24 protein-coding genes are annotated in these 26,571 nt (G+C 74.5%); 11 read left to right on the forward strand and 13 right to left on the reverse strand.

The annotated features are described in order from the left end of the window. Positions 1-113: 113 nt before the first annotated feature. Together ACTMSW_RS12120 and ACTMSW_RS12125 are read left to right on the forward strand one after the other, a co-directional pair. A complete protein-coding gene (locus ACTMSW_RS12120) occupies positions 114-1,004 on the forward strand; it encodes a glycosyltransferase family 2 protein (protein WP_441180665.1) in 891 nt (296 codons plus the stop codon). Positions 1,005-1,095: 91 nt separating this feature from the next. Continuing rightward, positions 1,096-2,550, forward strand: a complete 1,455-nt coding sequence (locus tag ACTMSW_RS12125) for a cryptochrome/photolyase family protein (RefSeq protein WP_441180666.1) — start codon at positions 1,096-1,098, stop codon at positions 2,548-2,550. 4 nt (positions 2,551-2,554) lie between these two features. On the opposite strand, the gene ACTMSW_RS12130 is transcribed toward ACTMSW_RS12125, so the two are convergent. From ACTMSW_RS12130 to ACTMSW_RS12140, 3 genes are read right to left on the reverse strand one after another with little or no spacing between them, the layout of a single operon-like run. Next, positions 2,555-3,517: an alpha/beta fold hydrolase gene (locus ACTMSW_RS12130; RefSeq protein WP_441180667.1), complete on the reverse strand. Its 963-nt coding sequence runs from the start codon at positions 3,515-3,517 to the stop codon at positions 2,555-2,557. Then, complete coding sequence (locus ACTMSW_RS12135) at positions 3,514-4,431, reverse strand: SDR family NAD(P)-dependent oxidoreductase (protein ID WP_441180668.1); 918 nt, start codon at positions 4,429-4,431, stop codon at positions 3,514-3,516. The genes ACTMSW_RS12130 and ACTMSW_RS12135 overlap by 4 nt, the downstream gene beginning before the upstream one ends. Then, entirely contained in the window at positions 4,424-5,911 is a 1,488-nt protein-coding gene (locus ACTMSW_RS12140) for a flavin-containing monooxygenase (protein ID WP_441180669.1), read from the reverse strand. Before ACTMSW_RS12140 ends, ACTMSW_RS12135 begins: the two co-directional genes overlap by 8 nt. Positions 5,912-6,025: 114 nt before the next feature. On the opposite strand from ACTMSW_RS12140, the gene ACTMSW_RS12145 reads away from it, so the two are divergent. The 6 genes from ACTMSW_RS12145 to ACTMSW_RS12170 all read left to right on the forward strand — a co-directional run bounded on the left by ACTMSW_RS12145 (position 6,026) and on the right by ACTMSW_RS12170 (position 13,403). Continuing rightward, on the forward strand, positions 6,026-6,667 hold the full coding sequence (locus ACTMSW_RS12145) for a TetR/AcrR family transcriptional regulator (RefSeq protein ID WP_441180670.1): 642 nt from the start codon (positions 6,026-6,028) through the stop codon (positions 6,665-6,667). Between the two features lie 196 nt (positions 6,668-6,863). Further along, positions 6,864-7,472 carry an ATP-binding cassette domain-containing protein gene (locus ACTMSW_RS12150; protein WP_441180671.1) on the forward strand — a complete coding sequence of 203 codons (609 nt, stop codon included), beginning with the start codon at positions 6,864-6,866 and terminating at the stop codon, positions 7,470-7,472. After that, positions 7,469-8,743 (forward strand): extracellular solute-binding protein, encoded by a 1,275-nt coding sequence (locus tag ACTMSW_RS12155; protein WP_441180672.1) that lies wholly within the window; start codon positions 7,469-7,471, stop codon positions 8,741-8,743. Before ACTMSW_RS12150 ends, ACTMSW_RS12155 begins: the two co-directional genes overlap by 4 nt. Next, positions 8,740-10,503, forward strand: coding sequence for an ABC transporter permease subunit (locus tag ACTMSW_RS12160; RefSeq protein ID WP_441180673.1), 1,764 nt, complete (start codon positions 8,740-8,742; stop codon positions 10,501-10,503). Before ACTMSW_RS12155 ends, ACTMSW_RS12160 begins: the two co-directional genes overlap by 4 nt. After that, positions 10,500-12,884 (forward strand): hypothetical protein, encoded by a 2,385-nt coding sequence (locus ACTMSW_RS12165; RefSeq protein ID WP_441180674.1) that lies wholly within the window; start codon positions 10,500-10,502, stop codon positions 12,882-12,884. Before ACTMSW_RS12160 ends, ACTMSW_RS12165 begins: the two co-directional genes overlap by 4 nt. 159 nt (positions 12,885-13,043) lie before the next feature. Further along, a complete protein-coding gene (locus ACTMSW_RS12170; protein ID WP_441180675.1) occupies positions 13,044-13,403 on the forward strand; it encodes a YciI family protein in 360 nt (119 codons plus the stop codon). Between the two features lie 23 nt (positions 13,404-13,426). Here the strand turns inward: ACTMSW_RS12170 and ACTMSW_RS12175 are convergent, their stop codons facing one another. Both ACTMSW_RS12175 and pdxR read right to left on the reverse strand, forming a co-directional pair. Next, entirely contained in the window at positions 13,427-14,635 is a 1,209-nt protein-coding gene (locus ACTMSW_RS12175; RefSeq protein ID WP_441180676.1) for an RNA polymerase sigma factor, read from the reverse strand. A gap of 75 nt (positions 14,636-14,710) precedes the next feature. Continuing rightward, a complete protein-coding gene (pdxR, locus tag ACTMSW_RS12180; protein ID WP_441180677.1) occupies positions 14,711-16,225 on the reverse strand; it encodes a MocR-like pyridoxine biosynthesis transcription factor PdxR in 1,515 nt (504 codons plus the stop codon). Between the two features lie 57 nt (positions 16,226-16,282). Between pdxR and ACTMSW_RS12185 the strand changes: the two genes are divergently transcribed. Both ACTMSW_RS12185 and ACTMSW_RS12190 read left to right on the forward strand, forming a co-directional pair. Next, complete coding sequence (locus ACTMSW_RS12185; protein ID WP_441180678.1) at positions 16,283-16,894, forward strand: LysE family translocator; 612 nt, start codon at positions 16,283-16,285, stop codon at positions 16,892-16,894. A 20-nt stretch (positions 16,895-16,914) separates the two neighbouring features. Further along, the gene (locus ACTMSW_RS12190; RefSeq protein WP_441180679.1) at positions 16,915-17,607 is read left to right on the forward strand and encodes a B3/B4 domain-containing protein; all 693 of its coding nucleotides are present in this window, start codon (positions 16,915-16,917) and stop codon (positions 17,605-17,607) included. A gap of 3 nt (positions 17,608-17,610) precedes the next feature. On the opposite strand, the gene ACTMSW_RS12195 is transcribed toward ACTMSW_RS12190, so the two are convergent. Both ACTMSW_RS12195 and ACTMSW_RS12200 read right to left on the reverse strand, forming a co-directional pair. Beyond that, positions 17,611-18,213: an MBL fold metallo-hydrolase gene (locus ACTMSW_RS12195; protein ID WP_441180680.1), complete on the reverse strand. Its 603-nt coding sequence runs from the start codon at positions 18,211-18,213 to the stop codon at positions 17,611-17,613. Positions 18,214-18,259: 46 nt separating this feature from the next. Then, entirely contained in the window at positions 18,260-19,789 is a 1,530-nt protein-coding gene (locus ACTMSW_RS12200) for a multicopper oxidase family protein (RefSeq protein ID WP_441180681.1), read from the reverse strand. A 181-nt stretch (positions 19,790-19,970) separates the two neighbouring features. Here ACTMSW_RS12200 and ACTMSW_RS12205 point away from each other — a divergent pair, with 181 nt between their 5' ends. Further along, the gene (locus ACTMSW_RS12205) at positions 19,971-20,396 is read left to right on the forward strand and encodes an archease (protein WP_441180682.1); all 426 of its coding nucleotides are present in this window, start codon (positions 19,971-19,973) and stop codon (positions 20,394-20,396) included. A 19-nt stretch (positions 20,397-20,415) separates the two neighbouring features. Here the strand turns inward: ACTMSW_RS12205 and ACTMSW_RS12210 are convergent, their stop codons facing one another. From ACTMSW_RS12210 to ACTMSW_RS12235, 6 genes are read right to left on the reverse strand one after another with little or no spacing between them, the layout of a single operon-like run. After that, positions 20,416-21,834 (reverse strand): RtcB family protein, encoded by a 1,419-nt coding sequence (locus ACTMSW_RS12210; protein WP_441180683.1) that lies wholly within the window; start codon positions 21,832-21,834, stop codon positions 20,416-20,418. 49 nt (positions 21,835-21,883) lie between these two features. After that, entirely contained in the window at positions 21,884-22,375 is a 492-nt protein-coding gene (locus ACTMSW_RS12215; protein WP_441180684.1) for a hypothetical protein, read from the reverse strand. Positions 22,376-22,426: 51 nt separating this feature from the next. Continuing rightward, complete coding sequence (locus ACTMSW_RS12220) at positions 22,427-23,296, reverse strand: carbohydrate ABC transporter permease (RefSeq protein WP_441181053.1); 870 nt, start codon at positions 23,294-23,296, stop codon at positions 22,427-22,429. Between the two features lie 41 nt (positions 23,297-23,337). Then, positions 23,338-24,387, reverse strand: coding sequence for an ABC transporter ATP-binding protein (locus tag ACTMSW_RS12225; RefSeq protein ID WP_441180685.1), 1,050 nt, complete (start codon positions 24,385-24,387; stop codon positions 23,338-23,340). After that, entirely contained in the window at positions 24,384-25,709 is a 1,326-nt protein-coding gene (locus ACTMSW_RS12230) for an ABC transporter substrate-binding protein (RefSeq protein ID WP_441180686.1), read from the reverse strand. Before ACTMSW_RS12230 ends, ACTMSW_RS12225 begins: the two co-directional genes overlap by 4 nt. Then, a complete protein-coding gene (locus tag ACTMSW_RS12235) occupies positions 25,706-26,563 on the reverse strand; it encodes a carbohydrate ABC transporter permease (RefSeq protein ID WP_441180687.1) in 858 nt (285 codons plus the stop codon). Before ACTMSW_RS12235 ends, ACTMSW_RS12230 begins: the two co-directional genes overlap by 4 nt. Positions 26,564-26,571: the final 8 nt, after the last annotated feature.

Consider the following 26,571-nt stretch of genomic DNA (forward strand, 5'->3'; position numbering starts at 1 on the left):
CGCTTTCCCCGCCTGCCGCGCTGTTAACAGGGGGCCCTTCCTCTACCTGAGGCGTTAAGAAGGGGCCCTTCCTTTCAGGCGTGAGTGGGGCGGGTGCGGGTAGCAGGGCCGCCATGACCGACGTGACCGTCGTGGTGGCCACCCGGAACCGCCGCCGCCAACTGCTCGAGACCCTCGGCCGGCACACCGCCGACGTGATCGTCGTGGACAACGGCTCCGACGACGGCTCCCCGGAGGCGGTACGGCGGGCCTTCCCGCACGTGCGTGTGGTGCGGCTGGGCTGCAACGCCGGCGCGGGGGCGGCCCGCAACGTCGGTGTCGCGCTGGCCGCGACCCCGTTCGTGGCGTTCGCCGACGACGACTCGTACTGGGCGCCCGGCGCGTTGGAGCGGGCGGTGCGGCTGCTGCGCGCGTACCCGCGTACGGGCCTGCTGACCGGGCGCGTGCTCGTCGGCCCGCAGGCACGGCTCGACCCCGTGTCGGCCGACATGGCGCGGGCGCCCCTGGGCACCCCGCCGGACGCGCCGGGCCCGTCGGTGCTGGGCTTCCTCGCCTGCGCGGTGGTGCTGCGCCGCGCCGCGTTCCGGCAGGTCGGTGGCTTCACCGAGAAGCTGGGCACGTACGGCGAGGAGGCGCTGCTGGCGATGGACCTGGCCGCCGCGGGCTGGCGCCTGTCGTACGTCGACGAGGTCGTCGCCCACCACCTGCCGCTGCCCTCGGGGCGGGACCGGGGCGCCCGGCACCGGGTCGAGGCACGCAACCGGCTGATCACCGCGGCGCTGCGCCGCCCGGCGCGGGTGGTCCTGCGCACCGCCGCCGACGCGCTGCGGGACGCGGCCGGACGGCGGGGCCTGCTCGACGCCGGCCGGCAGGCGGGGTGGGCGCTGCGGCACCGGCGTCCGCTGCCGGCGCCGGTGGAGGCGGGTCTGCGCGTGCTGGAGCGGGGCGACTCCTTCGTGGCGGTGCCTGGGTCCGCCGACCCGGCGGTACCCGCGGCGTACTGACCCCGCCAACGTGACCGGGGACACACCGACGGTCAGCGCGGATACGCGCGCCCGGCGGGCGGATCATGCCGACGGGCGGCAGAATCGATCCATGTCGCGCCGCCGATGGTTGCTCGCCGACCAGCTCGGCCCGCACTTCCTCGACGACCCGGACCAACCGGTGCTGCTCGTGGAGGCCCACGAGCTGTTCCGGCGCCGGCCGCTGCACCGGCAGAAGGCCCACCTCATCCTGTCCGCGTTACGGCACCGGGCCGCCGAGCTGGGCGACCGGGCACTGCTGCTGCGCACCGGCACCTTCCGCGAGGCGCTGGAGAAGCTCGGCGAACCGGTCGAGCTGATCCACCCGCCGTCCCGGTCGGCGCTCGCCTTCGCGCGTACCGTCGACGGGCTGACGATCCTGCCACCGCGCGGTTTCCTGACCGACCGCGCCGACTTCGCCACCTGGGCCGACCGCGTCCGACGTGGGCCCCTGCGGATGACCGACTTCTACCGGTGGGCACTGCGCCACCACCGGGTGCTGGCCGACCCGCCGCCCGCGGAGACCGCGTCGCGCCGCCGCTCCCCCGCAGCCGACACCCCGGACGTGCCCCCGCCGCCGGCGATCGTCGAGGACGACATCGACGCCGAGGTCCGCCGCGACCTCGACCGGTGGGCGGCCGAGGGGGTGCGGTTCGTCGGCCGGGACGGTCCCCGGCGGTACCCGGCGACGCACGCCGAGGCCGACGCCCGGCTGCGGCACTTCGTCCGGCACCGGCTGCCCGAGTACGGCCGCTACGCCGACGCGATGAGCATCGAGGACCCGGTGCTCGCGCACAGCGTGCTGTCGTCCTCGTTCAACCTCGGGCTGCTGCACCCCGAGCCGGCGATCCGCGCGGCCGAGCGGGCGTGGCGGGACGGGTCGGCATCCCGGGCGGCGGTGGAGCCGTTCATCCGGCAGCTGCTCGGCTGGCGGGAGTTCCTGTGGCAGCTCTACTGGTACTTCGAGCCCCGGTTTCGCGGCGTCGGCTGGCTGGCCGCCACCGAGCCGCTGCCGGAGTGGTTCGACCAGCTCGACGCGGACGCGGTAGAGGCGCGGTGCCTCGCCGACGTGCTCTCCGGTGTGCGCGACCGGGCCTGGGCCCACCACACGCAGCGGCTGCTCGTGCTCGGCAACTACGGGTTGCAGCGCGGCTGGCGCCCGGCCGAGCTGGTGGACTGGTTCCAGCGGTCGTTCGTCGACGGTACCGACTGGGTGATGAACGCGACCGTCATCGGCATGAGCCAGTACGCCGACCTCGCCCGGGTGGACACGCGGGCGTACGCGGTGGACGGCCGGCACATCGACGAGATCAGTGACTACTGCGCCGGCTGCCGGTACGACCCGACCCGGGTCCTCGGCGACCTGGCCTGCCCGTACACCGGCGGGTTCGAGGCACTGCTGCACCGCAACGGTGAGCGGCTCATCGGTGATCCCCGGCTCGCCGCCGAGCTGGCCGACCGGGACGACCCGGAGCGCCGGGAGGCGGTGCTGGCCCAGGAGGAGAAGCGGGGCAGCACCGCACCCTGACGTCTCAGCCGGCCTCCGCCATCCGCTCCCGCCCGTCGGCGCCGCCGGCCGGGCCGTCGCCGGCGGCCCCCGGACTGTCGTCGGCGGACCCTGAACCGTCGTCGGCGGCCGTGCCGTCGCAGTCGGTGGTCCAGAAGTCCCGCAGCAGGTCGTGGAACTCCTCGGCGCACTCGATCTGCGGCATGTGCCCACACCTGGTGAACAGGTGCGTACGGGCCCGGGGCAGTCTCGCGCGGGCGGCCTCGAGGTGGGTCGCCGGCAGGATCAGGTCCCGGTCGCCCCACACCACCAGCGTGGGCACGTCGAGCTGCTCCACCCGGGCCAGCAGCTCCTCCCGCCAGTGCGGGCTGACCCCGCGGAAGGTGCCGAGGCTGCGGGCGGTCTCCAGCATCACCCGGGCGGCGTGCGGCTGGCGGGCTACCTCCAGGGCGTACGCGATCCGCTCGGCGGTGGCGTGGGCCGGGTCGTGGAACAGCGACTGCTCGGCGCGGCGGGCCGCGTACCGGGTGGGCCGCAGCAGCAGCCGGCCCAGCGGGCGCAGGGCGAGCAGCCGGAGCGCGATCGTCACCTCCCGGCCGAAGCCGGCGGGGTTGACCAGCGCGAGGCTGGCCACCCGGTCGGGCTCGGTGGCCGCGAACCGCATGGCGATCGCCCCACCGAGGGAGTTGCCGACCAGACGTACGGGCTGATCGACGCCGACCGCGTCCAGGTAGTGCCCGACGAAGCTCGCCAGGTTCGGCAGGGTGTACGGGGCCGTCATCGGCAGTGAGTTGCCGTACCCGGGCAGGTCGACGCTGTGCACGCGGAAGCTGCCCGCGAGCCGTTCGTGCAGGTCGTCGAAGTCGCGCAGCGTACGGCCGATGCCGTGCAGCAGGAGCACCGGGGGGCCGTCGCCGTCGACGCGGTGGCAGACCCGCCGGCCCTCGACGGTCACGTGCCGGGGGCGCCGGCCGGTCGGGGCGGTCACGCCGGGCCTCCCGTCGGGTCGGTCACCGGCGTCGGCTCGGGCTGTCGGGCCGCCGGTACGGCGGTGGCGCGGCGGGCCGGGTCACCGGCCGCACGGTTGAGGCCGGTGACCAGCAGCTTCCCGTAGGAGGCGGGAGCGATGCGGGCCAGCAGGTCGGGCAGCTTCGCCGACCAGCCGATCAGGACGCGTCCGCGTCGTCGCCGGACACCGCGCAGGATCACCTCGGCGGCCTTCTCCGGCGGGATGGACAGCAGCTTCTCGAACTGGCGCAGACCCGTCTCGTACTCCTCCGGGGCGACGCCGCTGCCGATCCGCGCGTTCTGCGCGATCCGGGTGTTGATGCCCCCGGGGTGCACCGAGGTCACGCCGATGCCGTCGTCCACCAGCTCGTGGCGCAGCGCCTCGGTGAAGCCGCGGACGGCGAACTTGCTCGCCGAGTAGGCGGCCTGGCCGGGCGGGGCGATCAGTCCGAAGAGGCTGGAGATGTTGACCAGGTGGGCGCCGGGCTCCGCCTTCAGCGCGGGCAGCAACGCGTGGGTCAACTGCACCACGGCCCGGAAGTTGATGTCGATCACCCAGCTGAACTCGTCCAGCGTGACCTGGTCGAACCGGCCGCCGAGGGCGACGCCGGCGTTGTTGACCAGCAGCCGGATGCGGGGATGCCGCTGCCGGACCTCCTCCGCCACGAGGGCGGTGGCGGCGGCGTCCGCGAGGTCGACGACGTACGTGGACAGCTGCCGCTCGGGATGCGCGGCGCGGATCGCGGCGACCACGGTGTCGAGGCGGTCGGCGTCGCGGTCGAGCAGGACCAGGTCGGCACCGCGCCGGGCCAGGCCCCGGGCGAGGGCCTCCCCGATCCCGCTGGCCGCCCCGGTGACGACGGCCGTGCCGCCGGGGAAGACGAAGTCACGCACGGACGGTGCTCCTCTCCGGAGCGCCGGCCCGGGAGAACCGGACGCCCTCGTCGGTCAGTCGGCCGTGCCGCATCAGCAGCACGTCGCGGGTGTAGTTCTGGTGGAGTCGCCACGGCGCGCGGGCGCCCTGCTTGGGCAGGGCGTCGAGGCTGCGCAGCACGTACCCGGCGCTCAGGTCGATGATGGGGTGCAGCTCGCCGCCCGGCGGGGGCAGCGGCGTGACGATCTGCTGGCCGGCCCGGTCGAGGTGGCGCAGCAGCCGGCAGACGTACGTGGCGACGAGGTCGGCCTTCAGCGTCCAGGACGCGTTGGTGTAGCCGATGGTCATCGCGAAGTTCGGCACGCCGGACAGCATCATGCCCTTGTAGGCGACCGTGTCGGCGAGGTCGACCTCGGTACCGTCGACGTGCAGCGTCATGCCGCCGAACGCCAGCAGGTTGAGGCCGGTGGCGGTCACGACGACGTCGGCCTCCAGCTCGGCCCCGGAGCGCAGCCGGATGCCGGTCTCGGTGAACGTGTCGATGGTGTCGGTGACGATCGACGCCCGGCCCCGCGTGATCGCGGTGAACAGGTCGCCGTCGGGCACCACGCAGAGCCGCTGGTCCCACGGGTCGTAGCGGGGTGAGAAGTGCCGGTCCACGTCGTACCCGACCGGCAGCCGCCCCCGGGCGGCCCGGCGCAGCAGCCTCTTCACCACTGCGGGGGCGCGGCGACTGAGCTGGAAGTTGGCGGTGGCGAGCAGGACGTTCTTCCACCGCACGACCGGATACACGGCCTTCTCCGGCAGCACGCGCCGCAGGGCGTCGGCGACCACGTCGCGCGAGGGCAGCGCCATCACGTACGTGGGTGAGCGCTGGAGCATCGTGACGTGGTCGGCCTGCTCGGCCATCGCCGGCACCAGCGTCACGGCGGTGGCGCCGCTGCCGATGACCACGACCCGCGCTCCGCTGTGGTCGAGGTCCTCCGGCCAGTGCTGCGGGTGCACGATCCGCCCGGCGAAACGCTCGACGCCGGGCAGCGGCGGCGTGTATCCCTCGTCGTAGCGGTAGTAGCCCGAGCAGGTGAAGAGGAAGTCGCAGGTGAGCGTGACGTCCTCGCCGCTGTCGGCGCGGTGCGCGGTCACCGTCCAGCGGGCGGTGGCGCTGTCCCAGTCGGCGCGGACCACCCGGTGGTGGAAGCGGATGTGGTCGGTGACGCCGTACTCGCGGGCGGTCTCGCGCACGTAGGACCGGATGGCGTCGCCGTCGGCGATGGCCTTCGGGTTGGTCCAGGGCTTGAACGAGTAGCCGAGGGTGAACATGTCCGAGTCGGACCGGACGCCGGGGTAGCGGAACAGGTCCCAGGTGCCGCCGATCGTGCCCCGCGCCTCCAGCACCGCGTACGTCTTCTCCGGACAGTTGCGGATCAGGTGGCAGGCGGCGCCGACGCCGGAGAGGCCGGCACCGACGATGAGCACGTCGACGTGGTCGGTGGTGGCCATGGCGTCTCCCGAGTCGAGGCAGTGATGTCGGACACTATCCACGCCACTCGACATGCGTCAACACCCTGTCGAACAACTTCGACACCCTGTCGACCGCGTGTAGAGTCAGCGGGCATGACACCCGCCCGTACGGCCGCCGGGACACGGGTGCCGCGCGGGCGCCGCGCGGCCCGGTCCTCGGGCGACGAGCGCGAGCAGGACATCCTGGCCACCGCCGAGCGGCTGCTGGAGCAGCGGGCCTTCGCCGACATCTCCATCGACGACCTGGCCCGGGGCGCCGGCATCTCCCGGCCCACGTTCTACTTCTACTTCCCGTCCAAGGACGCGGTGCTGCTGACCCTGCTCGACCGGGTCATCGAGGAGGCCGGCGCCTCCGCCGGGGACGTGCTGGACCGACTGGCCGAGGATCCCCGGGCCCGGTGGCGCGAGCTGATCGACCGGTTCCACCGCACGTTCGGCGCGCACCGGGCGGTCGTGCTCGCCTGCGCACAGGTGCGGGGCACCAACGCCGAGGTGCGGCAGCTCTGGGCGACGGTCATGGAGCGATGGGTGCAGGCCATCGAGACGGCGATCACGGCCGAGCGGCGGCGCGGTGCGGCACCGGCCGGGCTGCCCGCGCGGGACCTCGCCATCGCGCTGAACTCGATGAACGAGCGCGTCTGGTACGCGACCTTCGCCGGCGACGGCCCGTCGGTGGCCGAGTCGGACGTGGTCGACGTGCTGCTCGACGTCTGGCTCGCCGCCATCTACCGGTAAGGAAGGGCCCCCTCTTAACGCCTCCGGTAGAGGAAGGGCCCCTTCTTAACGCCTCCCCTGGAGGGAGGCCCCGGTCGATGCCGGCCCGGTGACGCCTGGCACCACCTGCCGACACGTCCATCGTGGACACCCCTCGCGCATCGACTGTCGCCGTCGTGTGCCACCCTGGGTGCGACGACACCGGTCACCGGAGGTGATGGCCACGTTACGCCTGTGCGCACTCGTCGCCCTCCCGGACACGGCGGCGATCACCCTGGAGGTCCCCGCCGGCGTGACGGCCGCCCTGCGGGCACCCGCGCCGCTGGGCACCACCCTCGCCCGGGTCGTGGTCGGGCTGGCCCCGTCCGTCGACGGGAAGATCCTGGTCTCCGACCGCGACGTCACCTCCCTGCCGCCGAGCCGACGCCGCATCGGGTACGTCCCGGCCGGCGGCGCGCTGCTGCCCCACCTGACGGTGCGCCGCAACATCGCGTACGGCTGGCGGCGGCGGGAGCGGGTGCGGGACGTCGTCGACCACTGGACCGCGACCGTGGTGGACCGGCTGGAGCTGGCGCCCACCCTGGACCTGCGGCCGCACCTGCTCTCCGAGGCGCAGCGTTTCCGGGTGGCCCTGGCCCGGGCCGCCGCCTGCCTGCCCGAGGTGCTCGTGGTCGACCTGCCCTCGGCCGTCACCGGCGGGGGCCGGCTCGCCGACCTGATTGACCGGTTGAACCCACCGGACACGCCCGGTGCGGCGGTACTGGTCTGCACGGCCGACGCTGCCGTCGCGGCGGACGCGTCGACGGCCGTGGAGGTGGCGGCGTGAGGCACGACGGGCGGGTGAGCCGCCGTACGCTGCTGCGGGCCGGGGCGGCGGGGGCCGTGACCGCCGCCGCCGGCTGCGGAGGCCGGGAGCGGGCCGTCCAGGTCGCGGTGGTGTGGAGCACCGGGGAACTGGCCCAGTTCCGGAGGGTGGTCGCCGGGTACGGCGACGTGCGGGTAGTGAGTGCGGGCAACGACATCGACGCGTTCCTGCGCGCCCGCCAGCTCGCCGGCACCAGCCCGGACGTGGCGATCCTGCCCCGCCCGGGCCTGGTCGTCGAGTACGCGCGGCGCGGCTGGCTGCGGGAGGTGACGCCGTCGGGCGGCTACGCCGTGCCGGTCGGGATGGCGGACCTGCTCACCACCGGCGGACGGCGTTACGGGGTGTGGGTGAAGGCGGCCCACAAGTCGCTGTTCTGGCACCTGCCCTCCCTGCTCCCCGATCCGCCGCGTAGCTGGGACGACCTGGTCCGGGTCACCCGGCGGCTGGGCGGGCCGGCCCGCCGGGGCACGGGTCCCGCCCCGCTGGCGGTCGGCGCGGCCGACGGTTGGGTGCTCACCGACTGGTTCGAGAACGTCCTGGCCGACGTGACGACACCCGGGTTCTACTCGGCACTGGCCCGGGGCGAGGCCGACTGGGGAAGCCGGGCGGTGCGCGCCGCCCTGGACCGGCTCGCGGAGCTGTGGAGCGTCGAGGGCGCGTTCCCCGGCGGCGGCCGGCGTGCGCTGCTCACCCAGTACGAGGACTCGGTCATCGACGTCGTGCACCGCCGCCGGGCCGTCATGGTGTTCGAGGGTGACTTCGTCGACGACCTGGTCCCGGCCTTCTCCTCCGGCGAGACGCCGCGGACGTTCCGGTTCCCCGGCGCCCGCATGGCCGACCGCCCGCTGATCGTGGGGGGCGACGCGGCGGTCGTCTTCGCCGGTTCGGACCGCGGCGCGGACCTGGTGCGCTGGCTCAGCGACTCCTCGGCCTTCGGCCCGTGGCTCGACGCCGGCGGCTACCTGTCCCCCAACGTCTCCGTGCCGCTGGCCAGCTACCGCGACCCGGTCCGGCGGGATCTCGCCGCGGACCTGCGGGCCGCCGGCACGGTCCGCTTCGACCTGTCTGACCAGCTTCCCGGGCCGTTCACCGGCTCCGACGGGGTGGGCATCTGGCGGATCATGCAGGACTTCTTCGCCGACGTGACCGGCGGGGTGTCGGCGGGTGAGGCGGTCCGGCGGGCCACCGGCCAGCTGACGGCGGCGGCCCGGTCGGCGGGTGGGGGCCGATGACACGGGTGCTCGGCGAGACGGCCGTCCTCGACGACGTGGGCCCGGCCCGGCGGGGGCGCGCGTACCCGGCGGCCGGGGCAACCTCGGCGCTGCTGGTGCCCGCGGTGCTGCTGCTCGGCGGGCTGCTGGCCTGGCCGGTGCTGCGGACCGTGCACGCCAGCGTCACCACCGACGGCCGCTGGGTGGGCGCGGAGCACTTCCGCGCCGCGCTCGCCGCGCCCGGCACCGGCGCGGTGGTCGCCCGCACCGTGCTCTGGGCGCTGGTGGTCCCGGCGGTGGTGACCGTGCTGGGCTACCTGCTCGCCGCCGCGTCGCGCCGCTCGCAGGAGGGCGGCCTCGTCCGGCTCATCCTGGTCGTTCCGATCGCGGTGCCGCTGGTGGTCACCGGGATCACCTTCCGGCTGCTGTACGACCCCGACCCGGAGCGGGGGCTGGCCACCCTGCTGGCGGCGCGACTCACCGGCCGGTCCCTCGCCGACGCACCGCAGATGCTCGGCCCCGGCCTGGTGACGGTGGCCCTCATGTCGGCGTTCGTGTGGGCCTGGGTCGGGCTGGCCGTGCTGGTGTTCCGGGCCGCCCTGGACGCGGTGCCGCCCAGCCTCGCCGACGCCGTGCGCGCCTTCGGCGGCAACCGCCGCGACGTGCTGTGGGACGCCCAGTGGCGACCGCTGCTGCTGCGTACCGCCGCCGTGGTCTTCGCCCTGGTGGCGGTGGGCACGAGCCGGACCTTCGACCTGATCCTCGTGATGGCGCCCGGCTCGGTGCGCGACGAGGCGGCGGTGCTGGCGGTACGGGTGTGGCAGACGTCCAACGGCGTCACCACCGGCGAGGGCGCCGCACTCGGGGTGGTGTGGTTGGTGGCCGTGGTGGCCGGGGTGCTGCTCGCGGCGCTGTTCGTCCGGCAGGCGTGGCCCCCGCCGCCCGGGCCGGCACCGGCGTCCCCGAGTCCGGCACCCCCGCCGCCGCGCCGCGTGGTCCGGCTGCTCGCGGCGGCCGCCGCCGTCGCCTGGCTGGTGCCGCTCGGGGTGCTGGTCGCCACGTCGTTGCACGCCCCGGTGGCCGCCGCGACGCGGGGGTGGTGGTCGGCCCCGCCCGGCCTGGCGTCCTACCGTGAGCTGATCGCCGGCACCGAGCTGTGGCGCACCCTCGGTGTCACGACGGTCCTGACCGTGGTGGTCACGGCGGCGGTCCTGGCGGTGGCGCTGCTCGCCGCGTACCCGCTGGCGTGGCTGACCGGGCCGGCGGCGCAGGCGACCGGGTTGTTCCTGATGGCCGCCTGCGTCGTACCGGTGCAGGTGATCGCCGGCCCGGTCAACGAGGTGCTGGGCGTGGTGCTGTCGTCGGGCACCACGCGGGGCCTGGCGCTGGTGCACATGGCGCTGGGGGTGCCGTTCGCCGTCCTCGTGCTGCGCAACGCCTTCGCCGACCTGCCCGCCGAGCAGGTGCGGGCCGCGCGGGTCGGCGGACGGCACTGGTGGGGAACGCTGCGGCTGCTGGCGCGGCACAACCGCCCGGCGGTGATCGCGGTCGCGGTGCTGGAGTTCGTGCAGGTCTGGAACGACCTCGCGGTGGGCCTGCTGTTCAGCGGGCCGGGCGCGGCTCCGCTGGGGCTCTTCCTGGCCGGCCAGACCCGCGGATTCGTGGCCAACAGCGGCGGGCTCGCGGCCGCCTCGGTCATCGCCTCGGTCCTGCCGGTGCTGCTGGTGGTTCTGGCACGCCGACACCTGGTCGCCGGCCTGGTCGCCGGGGGTGTCCGATGACCGAGCCCCAGCCGCCGGCCCGCCGGCCGCGCCGGCCGGGACGGCTGAGCCTGCTGCTCGCCGCCGGTGGTGTGCTGGGCGGTACGGCCAGCGCGGTCCTCGGCAACGTCACCGGGAACCTGCTCACCGACCTGTCCAAGACGCAGCTCGGCTCCGCCAGCGCCGCGGTGATCGTGCTCGGCCTCGCGGCGGGCATGTTCGTCGAGTGGCGGCGGCAGCGGCAGGGCCCCGCGGAGGGGGACGACACGGCGGCCACGTCCACCGTGGCGGTGCCGACTCTGCCCTGGCCGGCCGGGTTCACCGGGCGGTCCGCGGATGTCGCGGCCGTCGTCGACGCGTTGGGACCGAAACACGCCGTGGCGGTGGTGGGCCGCCGTGCCGTCGGCACCTCCTCGTGCGCGATCCAGGCCGCCAACCTGTGCCGGGACGACTTCCCCGACGGGCAGTACTACCTGGACCTGCGGCGGGACGGCCGGGCGCGGTCGGCGCGCCAGGTGCTGACCGCCCTCGCCCGCATCCTCGGCACGCGGCCACCGGCCTCCGGGCGCACCGACGACCTGACCGAGGCCGCCCACGAGATCCGCGGGCAGATCGACGGTCGCGCCATCCTGCTCGTGCTGGACAACGTGGACGATCCGGACCAGGTCCGGCCGCTGCTGCCGCCGACGGCCCGGACCTGCCGGCTGCTGCTGGCCGGCACCGCAGCGCTGGCCGCCCTCGACCGGGCGGTGACCGCGTACGGGCTGGAGGAACCGGACACCGACGACGCGGTGGAGCTCTTCGCCGACGCCGGTGCCGCCGCGCCGGCCGCCCGCCGGCACCGGCCGGACCCGCGGACCGATCCGGCCGTACGCGCCATCGTGGAGCTGTGCGGACGGCAGCCCCGGACGATCGCGGAGCTGGGGCGGCGTACGGCGCAGCACGGCTGGCGCCACGGCGACGTGCTCGACGCGCTCCGCCGGGCGGTCGACACTCCTCCCCACCAGCAGATCGCCGTCTCCCCCGCGACGCTGCTGGTGACCGCGCGGGACACCGCGTACCAGGCGTTGGGCGCGGAGGCCCGCCGGCTGTGGCGGCTGATGTCACTGAGTCCGGTGCCGCTGGACCGCCCGACGATCGCCGCCCTGTCCGACCGGTCCGTGCACCGGGTCGGCAGGTTGCTGCACGAGCTGGCCGCCGGCGGGTTCGTCGACGGGGCGGCCGGGGACCGCTACGAGGTGCGCGGCCTGCTGGCCCCGTACGCGCGGATGCACCTGCGCGACGCGGAGCCGGTGCGGCGGCGCGTCGCCGCGCAGGCCCGCCTCACCCGGCACCTGGCCCGCCGCGCGGAACGGCACGCCGCGGCGCTGGCCGTGGCCGGCACACCGCCGGACCGGGAACCGGCGCTGGCCCTGGACGACGACCCGTACAGCTGGTTCGACCTGCACCAGGAGCTGCTGCTCGCGGTGGTGCGGGTGCCGGCGGGCGCGGTGGAGACGCTGCCCCGGCGGGTACGCCGGTGGTGGTTCCGGCTGGCGGTGGCGCTGTGCGGGTGGCTCGCCCACGCCGAACGCCTCGACGAGTGGGAGAACGTGTGCCGGACGGTGCTCGCCACCCCCACCGCCGACGACCGCCCGGAGATCGCCGGTTGGGCCCACAACGAGCTGGGCGTGCTCCGCCGCCGCCGGGGCGACCCGCAGGGGGCGGCGACCGCGTTGAGCCTCGCGGTGGCGGAGCGGGGGCGGCGGGGCACCGCGCAGGCCCGGATGAACCTCGGGCTGGTGCTGCTGGACCTGGGCCAGCTCGACGACGCGGTGGAGCATCTGGAGCTGTCCCGGCGACACCGGTCCGGCGCGGACCGCGCCGGACTCGCGCTGACCGACCTGGGGCTCGGGGCCGCCCGCCTGCGTCGGGGCGAACTGGAGACCGCCCACCACCACCTGGTACGGGCGGCGAACACGTTCCGGGCCTCCGGCGACGCGCGCGGGTACGCGGCGGCACTGGCCAACCTGGTCCTGGTGCACAGCGCGATGGGTGAGCACCTCGACGCGGCGCAGGCGTGGCGGGCGGCGCTGCGCGAGTACGAGTCGGTGGCCGATCCGACCAACCACGCCGTCGCCCTGCTCAACGCGGGCGCGACACTGCTGGCCTCGGCGCCGGGTCAGGCACGTCAGGCGTACCTGATGCTGGCCGAGAGCCAGCGGCTGCGCGGCGACCGGCCCACCGCCGGGCTGGGCCGCACGCTGCTCTATCTGGGGGACGCCGCGGCGGCACTCGGGGACGACGCCGAGGCCCGCCAGCGCTGGGTGGACGCGGCGACGGTGTGCGAGGAGGCGAACGACGCCGAGGGCCAGGCGGCGGCCGACAGCCGCCTGGTGGGACGGACGTCCGACGTCTCCTAGGGTCCGTGCCGAGTCGATCATGCGCCGGAAGGTCGACTCGATCACCCGGGGGCTTCGGCCGCCAAAAATTCGGCAGGACATTCCGCAGAACCTGTCGAGGACCGGTGCCGGCCGTTCGTCACACGCACGAGGCATCCCTTCCCACCACGAGGAGCAACGATGAAGTACGCGATGCTGATCTTCGGCGACGACCGCGAGTGGACCGCGCTGTCCCCGGCCGACGAGCAGGACGTGATGAAGCAGGTCTACGAGTGGTTCGAGCGGTGGCAGCCGACCGGCAAGATCGCCGACGGCGGCGCCGAGCTGCAACCCCGGGACACGGCAAGGGCAGTGCGCGCCGACGTGAACGGCCAGCCGGTGATCACCGACGGGCCGTACCTGGAGTTGAAGGAGGTCATCGGCGGGATCGTCATGCTGGAGTGCGACGACATCGACGAGGCCGCGCGGATCGCGGCCACCTGGCCACTCGCCGCCGGGATGAGCGCGCTGGAGGTTCGTCCGGTGATGAGCCGCGAATAGCGGTGACGCTTGGGGCGCCGGTCTCACGACCGGCGCCTCAACTCACCCACCCGACGCGACATCAGCTCCCGTTCCGCCGGGTTCGTGGCCAGCTCCAGCGCCCGCTCCGCCGCCGTCAGCGCCTCGGCCGAACGGTCGAGCGCGGCCAGAAGGTCGGCCCGGGCGGCGTGCCACAGGTGGTAACCAGCAAGCCGGTCCCCGAGCGCGTCGACCTCATCCAGCGCCGGAGCCCAACCCAGCGCGAACCGCGTGGCCACTGCCCGGTTCAGCAGCACCACCGGCGACGGGTCCAACGCGTACAGCCGGTCGTACAGCGCCCGCACCTCGGCCCAACCGGTAGCCTCGTACGAGGGGGCCAGGGCGTGTAGCGCGGCGATGCCGGCCTGCAGTTGGTACGGCCCGGGCCGGCCTTGGCGCACCGCCGCCCGGAGCCGCAGTGCTGCCCGTTCGATCGCCGCCTCGTCCCACAGCCGCCGGTCCTGCTTCTCGAGCAGCACGATGCGGCCCCACGAGTCGAACCGCGCGGCGGCGCGGGCGTGGTGCAGCTCCAGCAACGCGGCCAGGCCGGCGACATCCGGCTCACGGGGCAGCAGCGCGGCGAGTTGGCACGCCAGGTCGACCCCCTCGCGGGCCAGCTCGCGCCGCTGGGCGGAACGGCCACTGGACAGATACCCCTCGTTGAACACCAGGTAGATCACCGTGAGCACGGCCGGGAGCCGGTCGGCGTACTCATGAGGCTGTGGCACCTCGAACCGGATGCCGCGCTCCCGTAACTGGCGCTTGGCTCGGGAAAGCCGCTGCGCCATCGTCGGCACCGGTACCAGGAACGCGGCGGCGATCTCGGCCGTGCTGAGGCCGCTGGCGGCGTACAGCGTCAGCGCGACCCGGGCCGGCACGGCGAGGTCGGGGTGGCAGCACGCGAAAACCAGGGCCAGCCGATCGTCCGCAGCCGGTTCCGGCGGCGGTTCCGCAGCCACCCGTGCCACCTTCTCTCGGCCGACGGCGTCGCGGCGCAACCGGTCCAGCGCCTTGCGCCAGCCCGTGGTGACCAACCAACCCGTCGGGCTCTCCGGCACACCCTCGTCGGGCCAGCGCTTGAGCGCCTCGGCCAGCGCGTCCGACAGCGCCTCCTCGGCCCGGTCGAGGTCGCCGAGTCGCCGGCTGAGCGCACCGAGCATGCCGGCGGCATCCGTCCGCCAGATCCGGTCCACCAGTTCTGCAACGTCGTCCACCGCACCAGATTGCAACACGGCACGGCGGTGATTCTCGCCCGGGCGGTGGTCACGGGCAGCGGCGGGCCTCCGTTGTCATGCCCCGCCCGGTTGCCGGTGGTGGCCACCGGCAGACGTGCGCACGTCGCGGAGCGCGTCGGCGATGGTCGCGACGCCCTCGGCGATGACCGACGCGGCGGTGGCCGCGTACCCGAGGACCAGGCCCGGCGCGTACGGCCGCTGGCAGTGCCAGGACAGCGGCTGCACCTTCACCCCGCGCGCCAGGGCGGCCGTCGCCAGGTCGGTGTCGGCCACGTCGGCGTCGAGGGTGACCATCAGGTGCAGGCCGGCCGCCGCACCGTGCACCCTCGCGCCCGGCAGGTGCCGCGCCACCGCCGCGACCATCGCGTCGCGCCGGAGGACGTGCCGGCGGCGCAGCAGCCGCAGCTGCCGCTCCAGGGCACCGGAGGTCATCAGCTCGGCGAGGACGAGTTGCGGCAGGACCGCGTTGCCGAGGTCGGCGTTGCGCTTGGCCGCCACGACCGCGTCCCGATGCCGGGCCGGTACGAGCAGCCAGCCGACGCGCAGCGCCGGGGCGAGCAGCTTCGACACGCTGCCGGCGTAGCAGACCTGCTCGGGCGCCTGGGCGCGCAGCGCGGGCACCGGCGGCCGGTCGTAGCGGTGCTCGGCGTCGTAGTCGTCCTCGATCACCAGGCCGCCGGTGCGGGCCCAGGCGACGAGCTGGCGGCGGCGCTCACCGTCGAGCACCACGCCGGTCGGGAACTGGTGCGCGGGAGTGAGCATCACCGCGGGCAGCCCGCTGGCGATCAGTTCGTCGACCCGTAGACCGGCCGCGTCCACGGCGACCGGCGGGGTGTCGACGTGCCAGTTGTTGAGGTGCTGGCGTACGCCGAGCGAGCCCGGGTCCTCCACCGCGACCCGGGTGATCCCGGCGGGTCGCAGCGCCTGGGCGAGCAGCCCGAGGGCCTGCGAGACGCCGGTCGTGACGATCACCTCGGCGGGGTCCACGGCGATGCCCCGGCTGCGCGCGAGCCACGCGGCCACGGCCCGGCGCAGCGCGGGCGCCCCGCACGGGTCGCCGTAGCCGAAGTCGGACGCGGCCAGGTGCCGCAGCACGGTCCGTTCGGCGCGCAGCCAGTCCGCGCGGGGGAAGGCGGCCAGGTCGGGTACGCCGGGTGTCAGGTCGATCCGCGCGGGCGCCGTGCGTACCGCGTCGAAGACGTCGGTGCCCGGTGCCGGCGGGAACGTCGTGGCCGGCGGGGGCGGGGCGGCCGGGGTGGCCGGCGGCGCGGGTGGCGCGGCGACCACGACGGTGCCGGCACGCCCGCGCCCGGCGATGTGGCCCTCCTCCGTCATCCGCTGGTACGCCTCGACGACCACGCCCCGGGAGACGCCGAGGTCGGCGGCGAGCACCCGGGTGGCGGGGAGCCGGCTGCCGACGGGGATCCGGCCGTCGGCGACGGCGGCCCGCAGCTGGCCGGCGAGCCAGTCGGCCCGCCCACCGACCGGGGCGTACGCGATGTCCAGGTGCAGGAAGTCGGATCCGGTGGCTATGGACCGGTCGGGAGACGCCGGTTTGGCCCTGCTCATCGGACCATCCTGCCAGGAGGGTGGGAGGTGACACATCCCCCGTGAAGGAGAACTTTCGTGACCGTCGCCTTCCTGGTGACCACGCTCGTCGTGGTCCTCACCCCGGGTGCCGGGGTGCTCTTCACCCTCTCCGCCGGGCTGACCGGCGGACCGCGGGCCGCCCTGGTCGCCGCGTTCGGCTGCACCGTCGGCATCGTTCCGCACCTGGCCGCGGCGGTGACCGGGCTGGCCGCCCTGCTGCATTCCAGCGCGCTGGCCTTCGGCCTGCTGAAGTACCTCGGCGTCGCGTACCTGCTCTGGCTGGCGGTGGCGACGCTGCGCGACCGGGGGTCCCTCACGGTGACCGACGGCCCGCCGTCGGCGTCGGCGGCCCGGGTGATCGGCTCGGCGGTGCTGATGAACCTGCTCAACCCGAAGCTGACCATCTTCTTCTTCGCGTTCCTGCCGCAGTTCGTCGGCTCGGGCGAACCCGGAGCGGTTCCCGCCATGATCGGGCTCGGCGCGGTGTTCATGCTGGTCAGTCTGGTGGTCTTCGCGGTGTACGGGCTCTGCGCGGCGGCCGTACGCCGGCACGTGCTGGACCGGCCGCGGGTCACCGACTGGCTGCGCCGGGGCTTCGCCGGCTCCTTCGTCGCCCTCGGCCTGCTGCTCGCCCGGGCCGAGGCGTGACCACCGGAAGGACGCCGACCGTGCACCTCGAGCACTCCGCCGGCGTCCGCGCCGCGCACCCGACCCTCGTGGCCGGCGTCCTGTACGCCGAGGGCGTCGCGGGCGCGCCCCGCGCCGACCTGCCCTTGGCCGACCTGCACGGGCTCGCCCGAAAACGGCTGGCCGTCGGCACCGAGGCGGGTCTTCCGCAGATCCAGGCGTGGCGGCGCGCCTTCACCCGGATGGGCCTCGCACCGACCCGCTACCGCTGCGCCGCCGAGTCCCTGCTGCGCCGGCTGCGCACCACCGGTGACCTGCCGGAGGTGCATCCCCTGGTAGACCTCGGCAACGCCCTGTCCGTGGCGTACGCGATCCCGGTCGCGGTCCTCGACGCCGCGCGGATCGATGACGGCCTGGAGGTGCGGCAGGCCCGGGGCGACGAGCGGTACCTCACCTTCGGCGGCGAGCAGGAGCATCCCGACCCGGACGAGGTGATCTTCGCCGACGAGCGTGGGCGGGCGCACGCGCGCCGTTGGACGAACCGGCAGAGCGGCTGGTCGGCGGTCCGCGACGACACCGCACGGATCCTGGTCGTCGTGGAGGCGCTGCACGCCGGTGCCGACCGGGACGTGCCGGCCCTGCTCGACGACCTGGCCACGGAACTGAGGCGCGGCTGGGGTGCCGCGTCCCGGACGGCGGTGCTGACCGCCTCCCGCCCACGGTTCGAGGTCTGAGCGTCAGGCCGTCTCGTCCACGGCGAGGAACCGGTAGCCGGGCACGGTCTCACCGAACCAGCCGTTGACGCTGGCCATGCCCCGCTCGTTGAGCTGCGCGTCGTGGATGGGGAACGTCCGGCGCGCGCCGACGGCCGTGGCGAAGTCGATCGCCTCGGTGAGCTTGAGCCAGGACGCCTGCGCGGGCACCAGCAGGGTGTCCACCGGGTGGGCGGGCCGGTACAGCGAGTCGCCCGGGTGGTAGACGGCGTCCGCCACGAGGTAGCCGAGGTTCGCGCAGTCGGGCAGGCCCCCGTGGATGGTGGCGTGCCGGCCCCCGACGGCCGTCACCGTCATCCCGGCGGCGGTGAACGTCTGCCCGGCCCGCACCTCGGTCACCGGCAGCGGCACCGGGCCGGGCAGCGTCGCGCCCTCCGGCACGAACACCGGGACGCCCAGGCCGGCCAGCCGCAGCACGTCCACGTGGTCGGTGTGCTCGTGGGTGACCAGCACGGCGTCCGCGCCGGTCAGGGCCCGTGGCTCGCTCCAGGTGCCGGGGTCGATGACGAGCACGCCGCCGTCGTGCTCCAGGCGGACGCAGGAGTGGGTGAACTTGGTGATCAACACCCGCCGACCGTACGCCCCGGCCGTCCGTTCCCGCTGCCCCGCGCCGTCAGTCGTGGCCCGCGTGCCCGGTGGGCGGACGGCCCGGCGCCTGGCCCGGCTCCACCACCACGAACTGGCCCATCATCCCGTTGTCCTCGTGCCACAGCAGATGGCAGTGGTACATGTACGGCACGTTCGGGTCACTGTGGTCGGTGAACCGCAGGGCGATCCGCACCGGCCGCTGCGGCGCCAGGTACACGGTGTCCTTCCAGCCGGCCAGTTCCGGCGGCGGGGCCGCGCCGTCGACCGACAGCACCTGGAACTGCACGTCGTGGACGTGGAAGTTGTGCGGGGTGCCGTCGGTGTTCTCCACCTCCCACACCTCGGTGGTGTCCCGGGTGGCGGCGAAGTCGATCCGGTCCATCCGCATCGAGCGGCCGTTGACGCCGCGACCCTGGAACTCCAGCCGGCGGGTCACCGCGGCGGTGGCCGGGGCGAGCCGATCGGAGGGCACCAGGTCCGCGGGCACCTCCGGTGCCGGTGCGAGGGTGCCGGCGGCGCGCAGTTGCAGCACGTCGAAGCGGTCCCGCCCGCCGGCGAAGCGGTCGGCCAGCGCGCCCGCCTCCAGGTCGGGGTCGATGCTGCGCAGGGTGACCCGCTCTCCCGGCCGGACGGTCACCACGATCTCGGCGCGCTCGCCGGGCGAGAGCCGCACCGTGTCCAGCCGGGCGGTACGCGGCAGCAGCCCGCCGTCGCTGGCGATCATGTCGAAGGGCCGGCCATCGGAGAGCCCGAAGTCGTAGATGCGGGCCGTTGAGGCGTTGAGCAACCGCAGCCGGATCCGCTCCGTACGCACGTCCAGGTACGGCCCGACGGTGCCGTTGACCAGCAGCGTGTCGCCCAGCACCCCGATGCTGGAGATCGAGTTGCGGGTCTTGGTGAACTGGCCGCTGCGGGAGAACGACCGGTCCTGCACGATCACCGGCACGTCGTCGACGCCGTAGTCGCGGGGCAGCGGCAGGGCCGCCTCCCGCTCGTCGTCGAGGAGGAACATGCCGGCCAGGCCGCGGTAGACGTGCTCCTCGGTCTTCCCGTGCACGTGCGGGTGGTACCAGAGCGTCGCCGCCGGCTGATTCACCGTCCAGGTCGGCGACCACGTCGCGCCGGGTCGGACCATCTGGTGCGGGCCGCCGTCCATCCGGGCCGGCAGGTGCATGCCGTGCCAGTGCACGCTGGTCTCCTCGCCCACGCGGTTCACCACGTTCACCGCCACCTGCTCGCCGCGCTTGGCCCGCAGCGTCGGCCCGAGGTAGTCACCGTCGAACCCGGCGGTCCGGGTCGTCCGGCCGTCGCCGCGGAAGTCGCGGCGTCCGTCCCGGGCCAGCAGGTCGAACACCCGCCGGCCCTGCTTGTCGATCCGGGACGGCGCCAACGGGGGTACGGCCAGCGGGCGGACGAAGTCCACCTGGCCGACGGTGTCGGTGCCCGAGCGCGTGAACGCCCAGGCCCCGGCGGCGACCCCGCCGCAGCAGAGCACGAGGGCGACGGCGAGTACGCCGAGGAGCAGGCGGACGAGGGGGCGGCGTCGGGTCGCCACGGTGGCACCTCCGGTGGGTCGGTACCTGTAGCCTCTCTTCCTATCCATCCCGTCTGCCAGGCCGACGGGCCGGTTTCCGGGGACGCTCCGGGATCACCCCGAGCCGCTCCCCCGGGACGCTCTCCGACCGTCTCGGGGGCACACCGCCCCGCCGGACGACCTCGTGCCGGATGATCGGGACATGGCAGGACGAACCGAGCGCGGCCACCGCTGCGTCCCCCACACCGCCGACGTCCGGATCGAGGCGTGGGCGCCCAGCCGGGAGGAGTGCGTGGCCGAGGCGGTCACCGCCCTGGTCGACACCTTCGCCGACACCTCCGGCGCACGCACGCTGGCCGACCGGGAGTACCGCCCGCCGGCCGGCGAGGACGACGAGGACCTGCTGGTCGGCGTCCTCGACGAGGTGATCTTTCGGATGGACACGGCGGGCGAACTGCCCGTACGCACCGAGGTGGCCGACGAGGGCGGGCCGGTGGTGCGCTGGCGGACGGCGACCACCGACGACGTGGAGCTGGTCGGGGCGGTGCCGAAGGCGGTCGCGCTGCACGAGCTGCGCTTCGGCCCCGACGGACCGGGCTGGTCGTGCGCGGTGACCTTCGACGTGTGAGCCGTGATGTAAGGAAGGCTCAGCCCTTGACGACGCCGAGCGGCACCAGCCGGGCGACCTTCCGGCACAGGCCGGCGCCCTCGGCCGCCTCGACCACCGCCGACACGTCCTTGTACGCCGCCGGCATCTCCTCGGCCAGGCCACGCCGGGACGCACCCCGTACCGCGATGTCCTGCGCCTCCAGCTGGCCGCGCGGGTCCTGGCCGCGCTCGGCCTTCACCGCCTGCTTGCGGCTCTGCACCCGGCCCGCCCCGTGGCAGGTGGACGCGAAGGCGGGTGAGTCGGGAACGCCGGTGAGGACGTACGAGGAGGTGCCCATCGAGCCGGGGATCAGGACCGGCTGCCCGGCGCCGCGCAGGTCCTCGGGCAGCTCCGGGTGGCCGGGCGGCAGCGCCCGGGTGGCACCCTTGCGGTGCACGCACAGGTCGCGCCGGTCCCCATCCGTGCCGTGGGTCTCGATCTTCGCCAGGTTGTGCGAGATGTCGTAGACCAGGTCGAGGTGGCTGCCGGTCTCCCGCGTGAAGGCGGTCCGGGCGGCGTGCGCGAGCAGTTGCCGATTGGCGCGGGCGTAGTTGGCGGCGGCGGCCATCGCGCCGAGGTACGCGCGGCCCTCGTGGGAGTCGACCGGCGCGCAGGCGAGCTGGCGGTCCGGCACCTCGATGCCGTACCGGCGCATCACCTTCTCCATCGTCCGCACGTGGTCGGTGCAGATCTGGTGACCCAGCCCCCGGGAACCGGAGTGGACCATCACGCAGACCTGGCCGGCGCGCAGCCCGAACGCGGCGGCCACGGGCTCGTCGTACACCTCCGCGACGGCCTGAACCTCCAGGAAGTGGTTGCCGGAGCCGAGGCTGCCGACCTGACCCGCCCCGCGTTCGATCGCCCGCGCGCTGACCTCGGCCGGGTTGGCGTCGTCGACCGCGCCGTAGTCCTCGCAGCGGTGCAGGTCCCGCTCCACCCCGAAGCCGCGCTCGACGGCGTAGCGCGAGCCGCCGCGCAGCACCCGGTCCAGCTCGGTGGATCCCTTGAGGTGCCACACCGCGCCGCGACCCATGCCCCGCGGGATCGCCGCGCCGAGCGCGTCCATCAGAGCGTCCAGCCGGGTCCCGAGGTCGGCGCGGTCGAGGTCGGCGGCGAGCAACCGCACGCCGCAGGAGATGTCGAAGCCCACCCCGCCCGGGGACACCACACCGCCGTGCGCCACGTCGGTGGCGGCCACGCCGCCGATCGGGAAGCCGTAACCCCAGTGCACGTCCGGCATGGCGTACGACGCGTCGACGATGCCGGGCAGGGTCGCGACGTTCGCGACCTGTTCCAGCGACTTGTCGGCCCCGGCGTCGGGCAGCAGCGACTCCGACGCGAAGACCACCCCCGGTACGCGCATCGGGTCGTGCCGATCGATCCGGAACCGGTACGGCGACTCCTCGACCAGCTCCATCCGCCCGGCCTACCCGGCCAGGTACGCGTTACACCAGCCCCGATGCCCGTCAGGCCGGTTCGACGCGGGCAACGGCGACGGTCTGGGCCAGGTCCCGGTCGGCGCAGGCGGGCGGCATCGGCGCCACGGCACCCCGCACGGTGACCCGGCTGCCGGGGCGCAGGCTGGTCGCCGCGTCACCGGTCAGCGCCCACCGCCGCTCCCCGACCAGCAGCATCGTGCAGTCCCCGGCCCGCTCCACGATGCCGGTGAGGGTGCGCTCCCCGAACGGCAGCGGCCCCGGCACCTCGCCCCCTCCGGGCGGGGACGGGACCGCCGAGCCGGCCGGCGGCGAGGCCGGGACGGACGCCGGACCCGTAGCGGCCGGCGGCGACGGCACGGCGGACCCGGGAACGGCGGTCGGCGACGGCACGGCCGACCCGGTTCCGGCGGGCGGTGGCGAGCCGCCGGGCTGCGCCCGCTGGTCGTCACCCCCGGTGGTGCAGGCGGTCAGCCAGCAGAGCAGGCCGAGGGCGGTCAGCAGGACTGGTATGCGACGCATGGAACGACACCTCCGTCATCCTCCGACGGGCCGACGGCACGGCCGGTTCCCTCAGAGGCGGTAGAACGAACGGTAGCGGCGGAACAGCCGCCACTGCACGACCACGGCCGCCGCGGTCAACAGGATCATCACGAGTGTCGCCGCCGCCGCGTAGCCGTAGCGCAGGTACTCGAACCCGGTCTGGTAGACGAACAGCGACAGGTAGGTGGTGGAGTACGGCGGCGGCCCACCGTCGGTCACCACGAACGCCGGCACGAACGTGAAGTGCAGGCTCGCCACGACGTCGCGGACGGCGAGCAGGGCCAGCACCGGCGCCATCAGGGGCAGGGTGACCCGCCGGAACACGTCCCAGCCGGTGGCGTCCTCCAGGGCGGCCATCTCGTACACGTCGCGGGGCAGCGACCGCCGGGCCGCGAGCAGCACCACGAAGGTCTCCCCCATGGTGAACAGGCTCATCGCGATGATGGCGGCGCGCGCGTCGGTCGGGTCGGTGAGCCACTGCGGCGGAGTGCGCCCCAGCGCGGTGAGGCCGTTCTCGCCGCCGGTGCGCAGCACCTGGTTGATCGGCCCGTACAGGGGGTTGAACAGCCAGAGCCACAGCAGGCCGTACGCGATCTCCGGGACCGCCGTGGGCAGCAGCGCCGCGCTGCGCGCGCTGCCGACCCCGACGGCGCGGCGGTGCAGCAGCAGGGCCAGACCGAGCGCGAGGAGCACCCGCAACGGTACGGCGATCAGCGCGAAGACCAGCGAGTTGAGCAGGGCGACCCGGAAGATCGGGTCGTCGGCGAGCGCGATGAGGTTGTCCAGTCCCACCCAGGTCGGCGGGCGCAGCAGGTCGTACTCGGTGAACGCCAGCGCGAGCGTGACCAGCGCGGGCAGCAGCACCAACCCGACCAGACCCAGCAGGTACGGCGCCAGCATCAGCGCCAACTGCCGGCGCGAACGCGTGTCCGGCCGTGCCCTCACGGGTCGTACCGGAGGCCGGAGTCGGCGTGGAAGACGTGCGTGTCCGCCCAGCGCACGGTCACCCGTACCGCCGTCGCCCGGTCCGGGCGCCGGGCGGCCGGCACCCGGGCGACCACCGGGTGCCCACCGGCGAGGGTGAGGTACGCGTAGGCGTCCTCGCCGACCACCTCCACCCGGTCGACGGTGGCCGCCGCTCCCTCGGCGGCGTCCAGGGTGACGGCCTCCGGCCGGAACCCGATCTCCCACCGGCCGGAGTCGGTGGCGAGCGCGCCGGGCGGCCCGTCGCCGGTGGGGCGCACCGGGCCGTCGGCGGGCAGCAGGTTCATCGCCGGGGACCCGACGAAGCGGGCGACGAAGCGGGTCGCCGGGGTACGCCAGATCTCGTCCGGGGTGCCGACCTGCTCGACGCGCCCGTCGCGGAGCACCGCGATCCGGTCGGCGAGCACCAGCGCCTCGGTCTGGTCGTGGGTGACGTGCACCATCGTGGCGTCCAGCCGGTCGTGCAGGGCGCGCAGTTCGGCGCGCATCTCCACCCGGAGCGCGAGGTCCAGGTTGGACAGCGGCTCGTCGAGGAGGAAGACGTCCGGCTCGCGGACCAGCGCCCGGGCCAGCGCCACCCGCTGCCGCTCGCCGCCGGAGAGTTGCCCCGGCCGGCGGTCGAGCAGGGCGGCACACCCGACGGACTCGGCGGCCGTCCGCGCCCGCTCCCGGGCGACCGCGCGCCGAACGTCGCGCACCTCCAGGCCGAAGGCGATGTTCTCCGCCACGGTCAGGTGCGGGAACAGGGCGTACGACTGGAAGACCATCGACACGTTGCGCAGGCCGGGTCTCCGGTCGGTCACGTCCCGGCCGGCGATGTGGACGCGACCGGCGGTGACCGGCTCCAGACCGGCCACCACCCGCAGCACCGTCGACTTGCCCGCGCCGGAGGGGCCGAGCACGACCAGCAGCTCCCCCCGGCCGACGGTCAGGTCCACCTCGTGCAGCACCGTGGTGCCGCGGTACGCGGCGGAGACACCGTCGAGGATCAGGCCGGCTCCGCTCACCCGTGCTCGCCGCGGGCGAACAGTGGCCGGGTCTGCTGGTCGAGGTCCCGGATGACGTCGTCGAGCTTGTCGCCGCGGTGCATCGCGTTCTCCAGGATGCCGTAGGCGACGTCCTCGATCTCCGGCCAGGTGGAGACGGTCGGCAGCGCCCGCACGGTGGGGATCGCGTCGAGGAACACCTTCGCGCTGCGCGGCGGCTGCGACGGACCGAGGAACGCCGACGACTGCGAGACGGCGATGTGCGACGGCACCGTACGACCCGTCGCCGCGATGATCTTCTGCCCCTCCTCGCCGATGGCGTACTCCAGGAAGCGCCACGCGGCGTCCTTGTTCTTCGAACCGCGCGTCATGCAGTACGCGTCGGAGTGCAGCACGCCCACCGACTTCTGGTACACCGGCAGCGGCGCGACGTCCCACTCGAAGGAGGTGATGGTGCGGAAGTTGGTGGTGGCCCGCCGCGAGGTCATCAGCATGGCGAGACGACCGTTGGCGAACCGGGACTCGTCGTCCTCCGCCTCCACCTCCTCGTCGGTCGGCACCACCCCGTACGCCTGCCGCAGGTCCACCAGGTTCTTCAGCGCCTCGCGGGCCGCCGGGGTGTCCAGGGTCAGCCGGGTCGGCTTGTCGGGGTCGTCCACGATGTCGGCGCCGCTGGACCAGACGAACGGGGCGAGCCGGATGATCGACGGCTCGACGCCGAGACCGTGCACGGCCGGGCGCTGGGCGGCGCCCTCGCTCTCGGTGCCCCGGACGACCAGACCGCGGGAGTCGCGGGTCATCGCGGTGGCCGTTCCGACCAGGTCGTTCCAGGTCCAGCCGGCCTTCGGCTCCGGCACGCCGTGCTGCTGGAAGAGGCTGCGGTTGTAGTAGACGGCGAGGCTGGACACGTTCTGCGGCAGGCAGAGCTGCTTGTCGCCCCACCGGAAGGCCTCCATCGCCACCGGGTAGTACGCGGCCGGCTCGACCACGTCCGAGGCGGCGATCCGCTCGTCCAGCGGCTCGACGACGCCCTTCGCCGCGAACTGGCCGTAGAACCGGTAGTTCATCAGGAACAGGTCCGGCGGGGCGCCACCGGCGACCGAGGTGGCCAGCCGGGCCAGCAGGTCCTTGCGGTCGCTCGCCTCGATGAGCTGCACGTCGGACCCGGGGCGCGCCTTGGCGTACGCGTCGAGCAGCGTGCGGTACGCGGCCAGTTCCTCCGGCGCGCCGAAGACCAGCAGCTTGACCGGACCGCCCCGGTCGGAGGAGGCGTCACCGGAGCCGCAGCCAGTCAGGACCAGCAGGGCAGACAGCAGCAGGGCGAGCAGCGCCTTGGGTTTCACGGTCGTCCCCTCGGATCGTCGTCGTGGTGCAGGAAGCGCCGCTGGGCGAGCACGAACACGAGCAGCGCCGGCACCGTCGCGACGACCGCGCCGGCCAGGAAGACCGGGAAGTTCGTCGGGTCCAGCACCGACAGCGAGCGCAGCGCCAGCGGAAGGGTGAACAGGTCGCGGTCGTAGACGTAGATCAGCGGGTCGAGGAAGTTCGACCAGGTCAGCACGAAGGTGAGCGCCGTGAGGGCGGCGGTGACCGGACGGACCAGCGGGAGCGCGACCCGCCACCACGTACGCATCGGCGACAGGTCCTCCACCAGGCAGGCGTCGTAGAGATCCGCCGGTAACGCCCGGAAGGCCAGGTAGTAGACCAGGACGTAGAGCGGCGAGGTGCCCAGCAACGCCGGGGCGATCAAGGGCACCAGCGTATCGGTCAGCCCGAGCGCGCGGAAGATCGCGAAACGGGGCACCAGCAGCGCGGTGGCCGGCACCATCAGGGCGACCAGGGTCGCGGCGACCACGGCCACGGTGGTGCGCGGGGCGACCCGGGCCAGCGCGAAGCCGGCGAGCGAGGCCACCAGCACGCTCAGCGGCACCGCGACGACCGCCACCAGCACCGAGTTGAGCGAGGCGCGCAGCAGCCCACCCAGCTCCACGGCCTCCGTGTAGCCGGTGGTCGACACCGGGTCGGGCACGAGTTGCGGCGTCGGCGACGGCGGCAGGCCGGGCTCGGTGAACGAGCCGGACACCAGCAGCAGCAGCGGTGGGACGAAGACGAGGAGGACGAAGGCCGCGCCGAGCGTACGCCAGATCCGGCCGGCCGCCCCGGGCAGCGGTGAGGGGCCGCTCGCGCGGCCCCTCACCTGGTTGG

The organism is Micromonospora sp. BQ11, assembly GCF_052068135.1.
Lineage (GTDB): Bacteria > Actinomycetota > Actinomycetes > Mycobacteriales > Micromonosporaceae > Micromonospora.

What these genes read in the sequence shown, in the direction of transcription:
- ACTMSW_RS12215 (WP_441180684.1), bottom strand. Translation starts at nt 22,375, where the DNA reads ATGCGTCGCATACCAGTCCTGCTGACCGCCCTCGGCCTGCTCTGCTGG.
- ACTMSW_RS12220 (WP_441181053.1), bottom strand. Translation starts at nt 23,296, where the DNA reads ATGCTGGCGCCGTACCTGCTGGGTCTGGTCGGGTTGGTGCTGCTGCCC.
- ACTMSW_RS12125 (WP_441180666.1), top strand. Translation starts at nt 1,096, where the DNA reads ATGTCGCGCCGCCGATGGTTGCTCGCCGACCAGCTCGGCCCGCACTTC.
- ACTMSW_RS12140 (WP_441180669.1), bottom strand. Translation starts at nt 5,911, where the DNA reads ATGGCCACCACCGACCACGTCGACGTGCTCATCGTCGGTGCCGGCCTC.
- ACTMSW_RS12145 (WP_441180670.1), top strand. Translation starts at nt 6,026, where the DNA reads ATGACACCCGCCCGTACGGCCGCCGGGACACGGGTGCCGCGCGGGCGC.
- ACTMSW_RS12150 (WP_441180671.1), top strand. Translation starts at nt 6,864, where the DNA reads ATGGCCACGTTACGCCTGTGCGCACTCGTCGCCCTCCCGGACACGGCG.
- ACTMSW_RS12165 (WP_441180674.1), top strand. Translation starts at nt 10,500, where the DNA reads ATGACCGAGCCCCAGCCGCCGGCCCGCCGGCCGCGCCGGCCGGGACGG.
- ACTMSW_RS12160 (WP_441180673.1), top strand. Translation starts at nt 8,740, where the DNA reads ATGACACGGGTGCTCGGCGAGACGGCCGTCCTCGACGACGTGGGCCCG.
- ACTMSW_RS12120 (WP_441180665.1), top strand. Translation starts at nt 114, where the DNA reads ATGACCGACGTGACCGTCGTGGTGGCCACCCGGAACCGCCGCCGCCAA.
- pdxR (WP_441180677.1), bottom strand. Translation starts at nt 16,225, where the DNA reads ATGAGCAGGGCCAAACCGGCGTCTCCCGACCGGTCCATAGCCACCGGA.
- ACTMSW_RS12205 (WP_441180682.1), top strand. Translation starts at nt 19,971, where the DNA reads ATGGCAGGACGAACCGAGCGCGGCCACCGCTGCGTCCCCCACACCGCC.
- ACTMSW_RS12170 (WP_441180675.1), top strand. Translation starts at nt 13,044, where the DNA reads ATGAAGTACGCGATGCTGATCTTCGGCGACGACCGCGAGTGGACCGCG.
- ACTMSW_RS12210 (WP_441180683.1), bottom strand. Translation starts at nt 21,834, where the DNA reads ATGGAGCTGGTCGAGGAGTCGCCGTACCGGTTCCGGATCGATCGGCAC.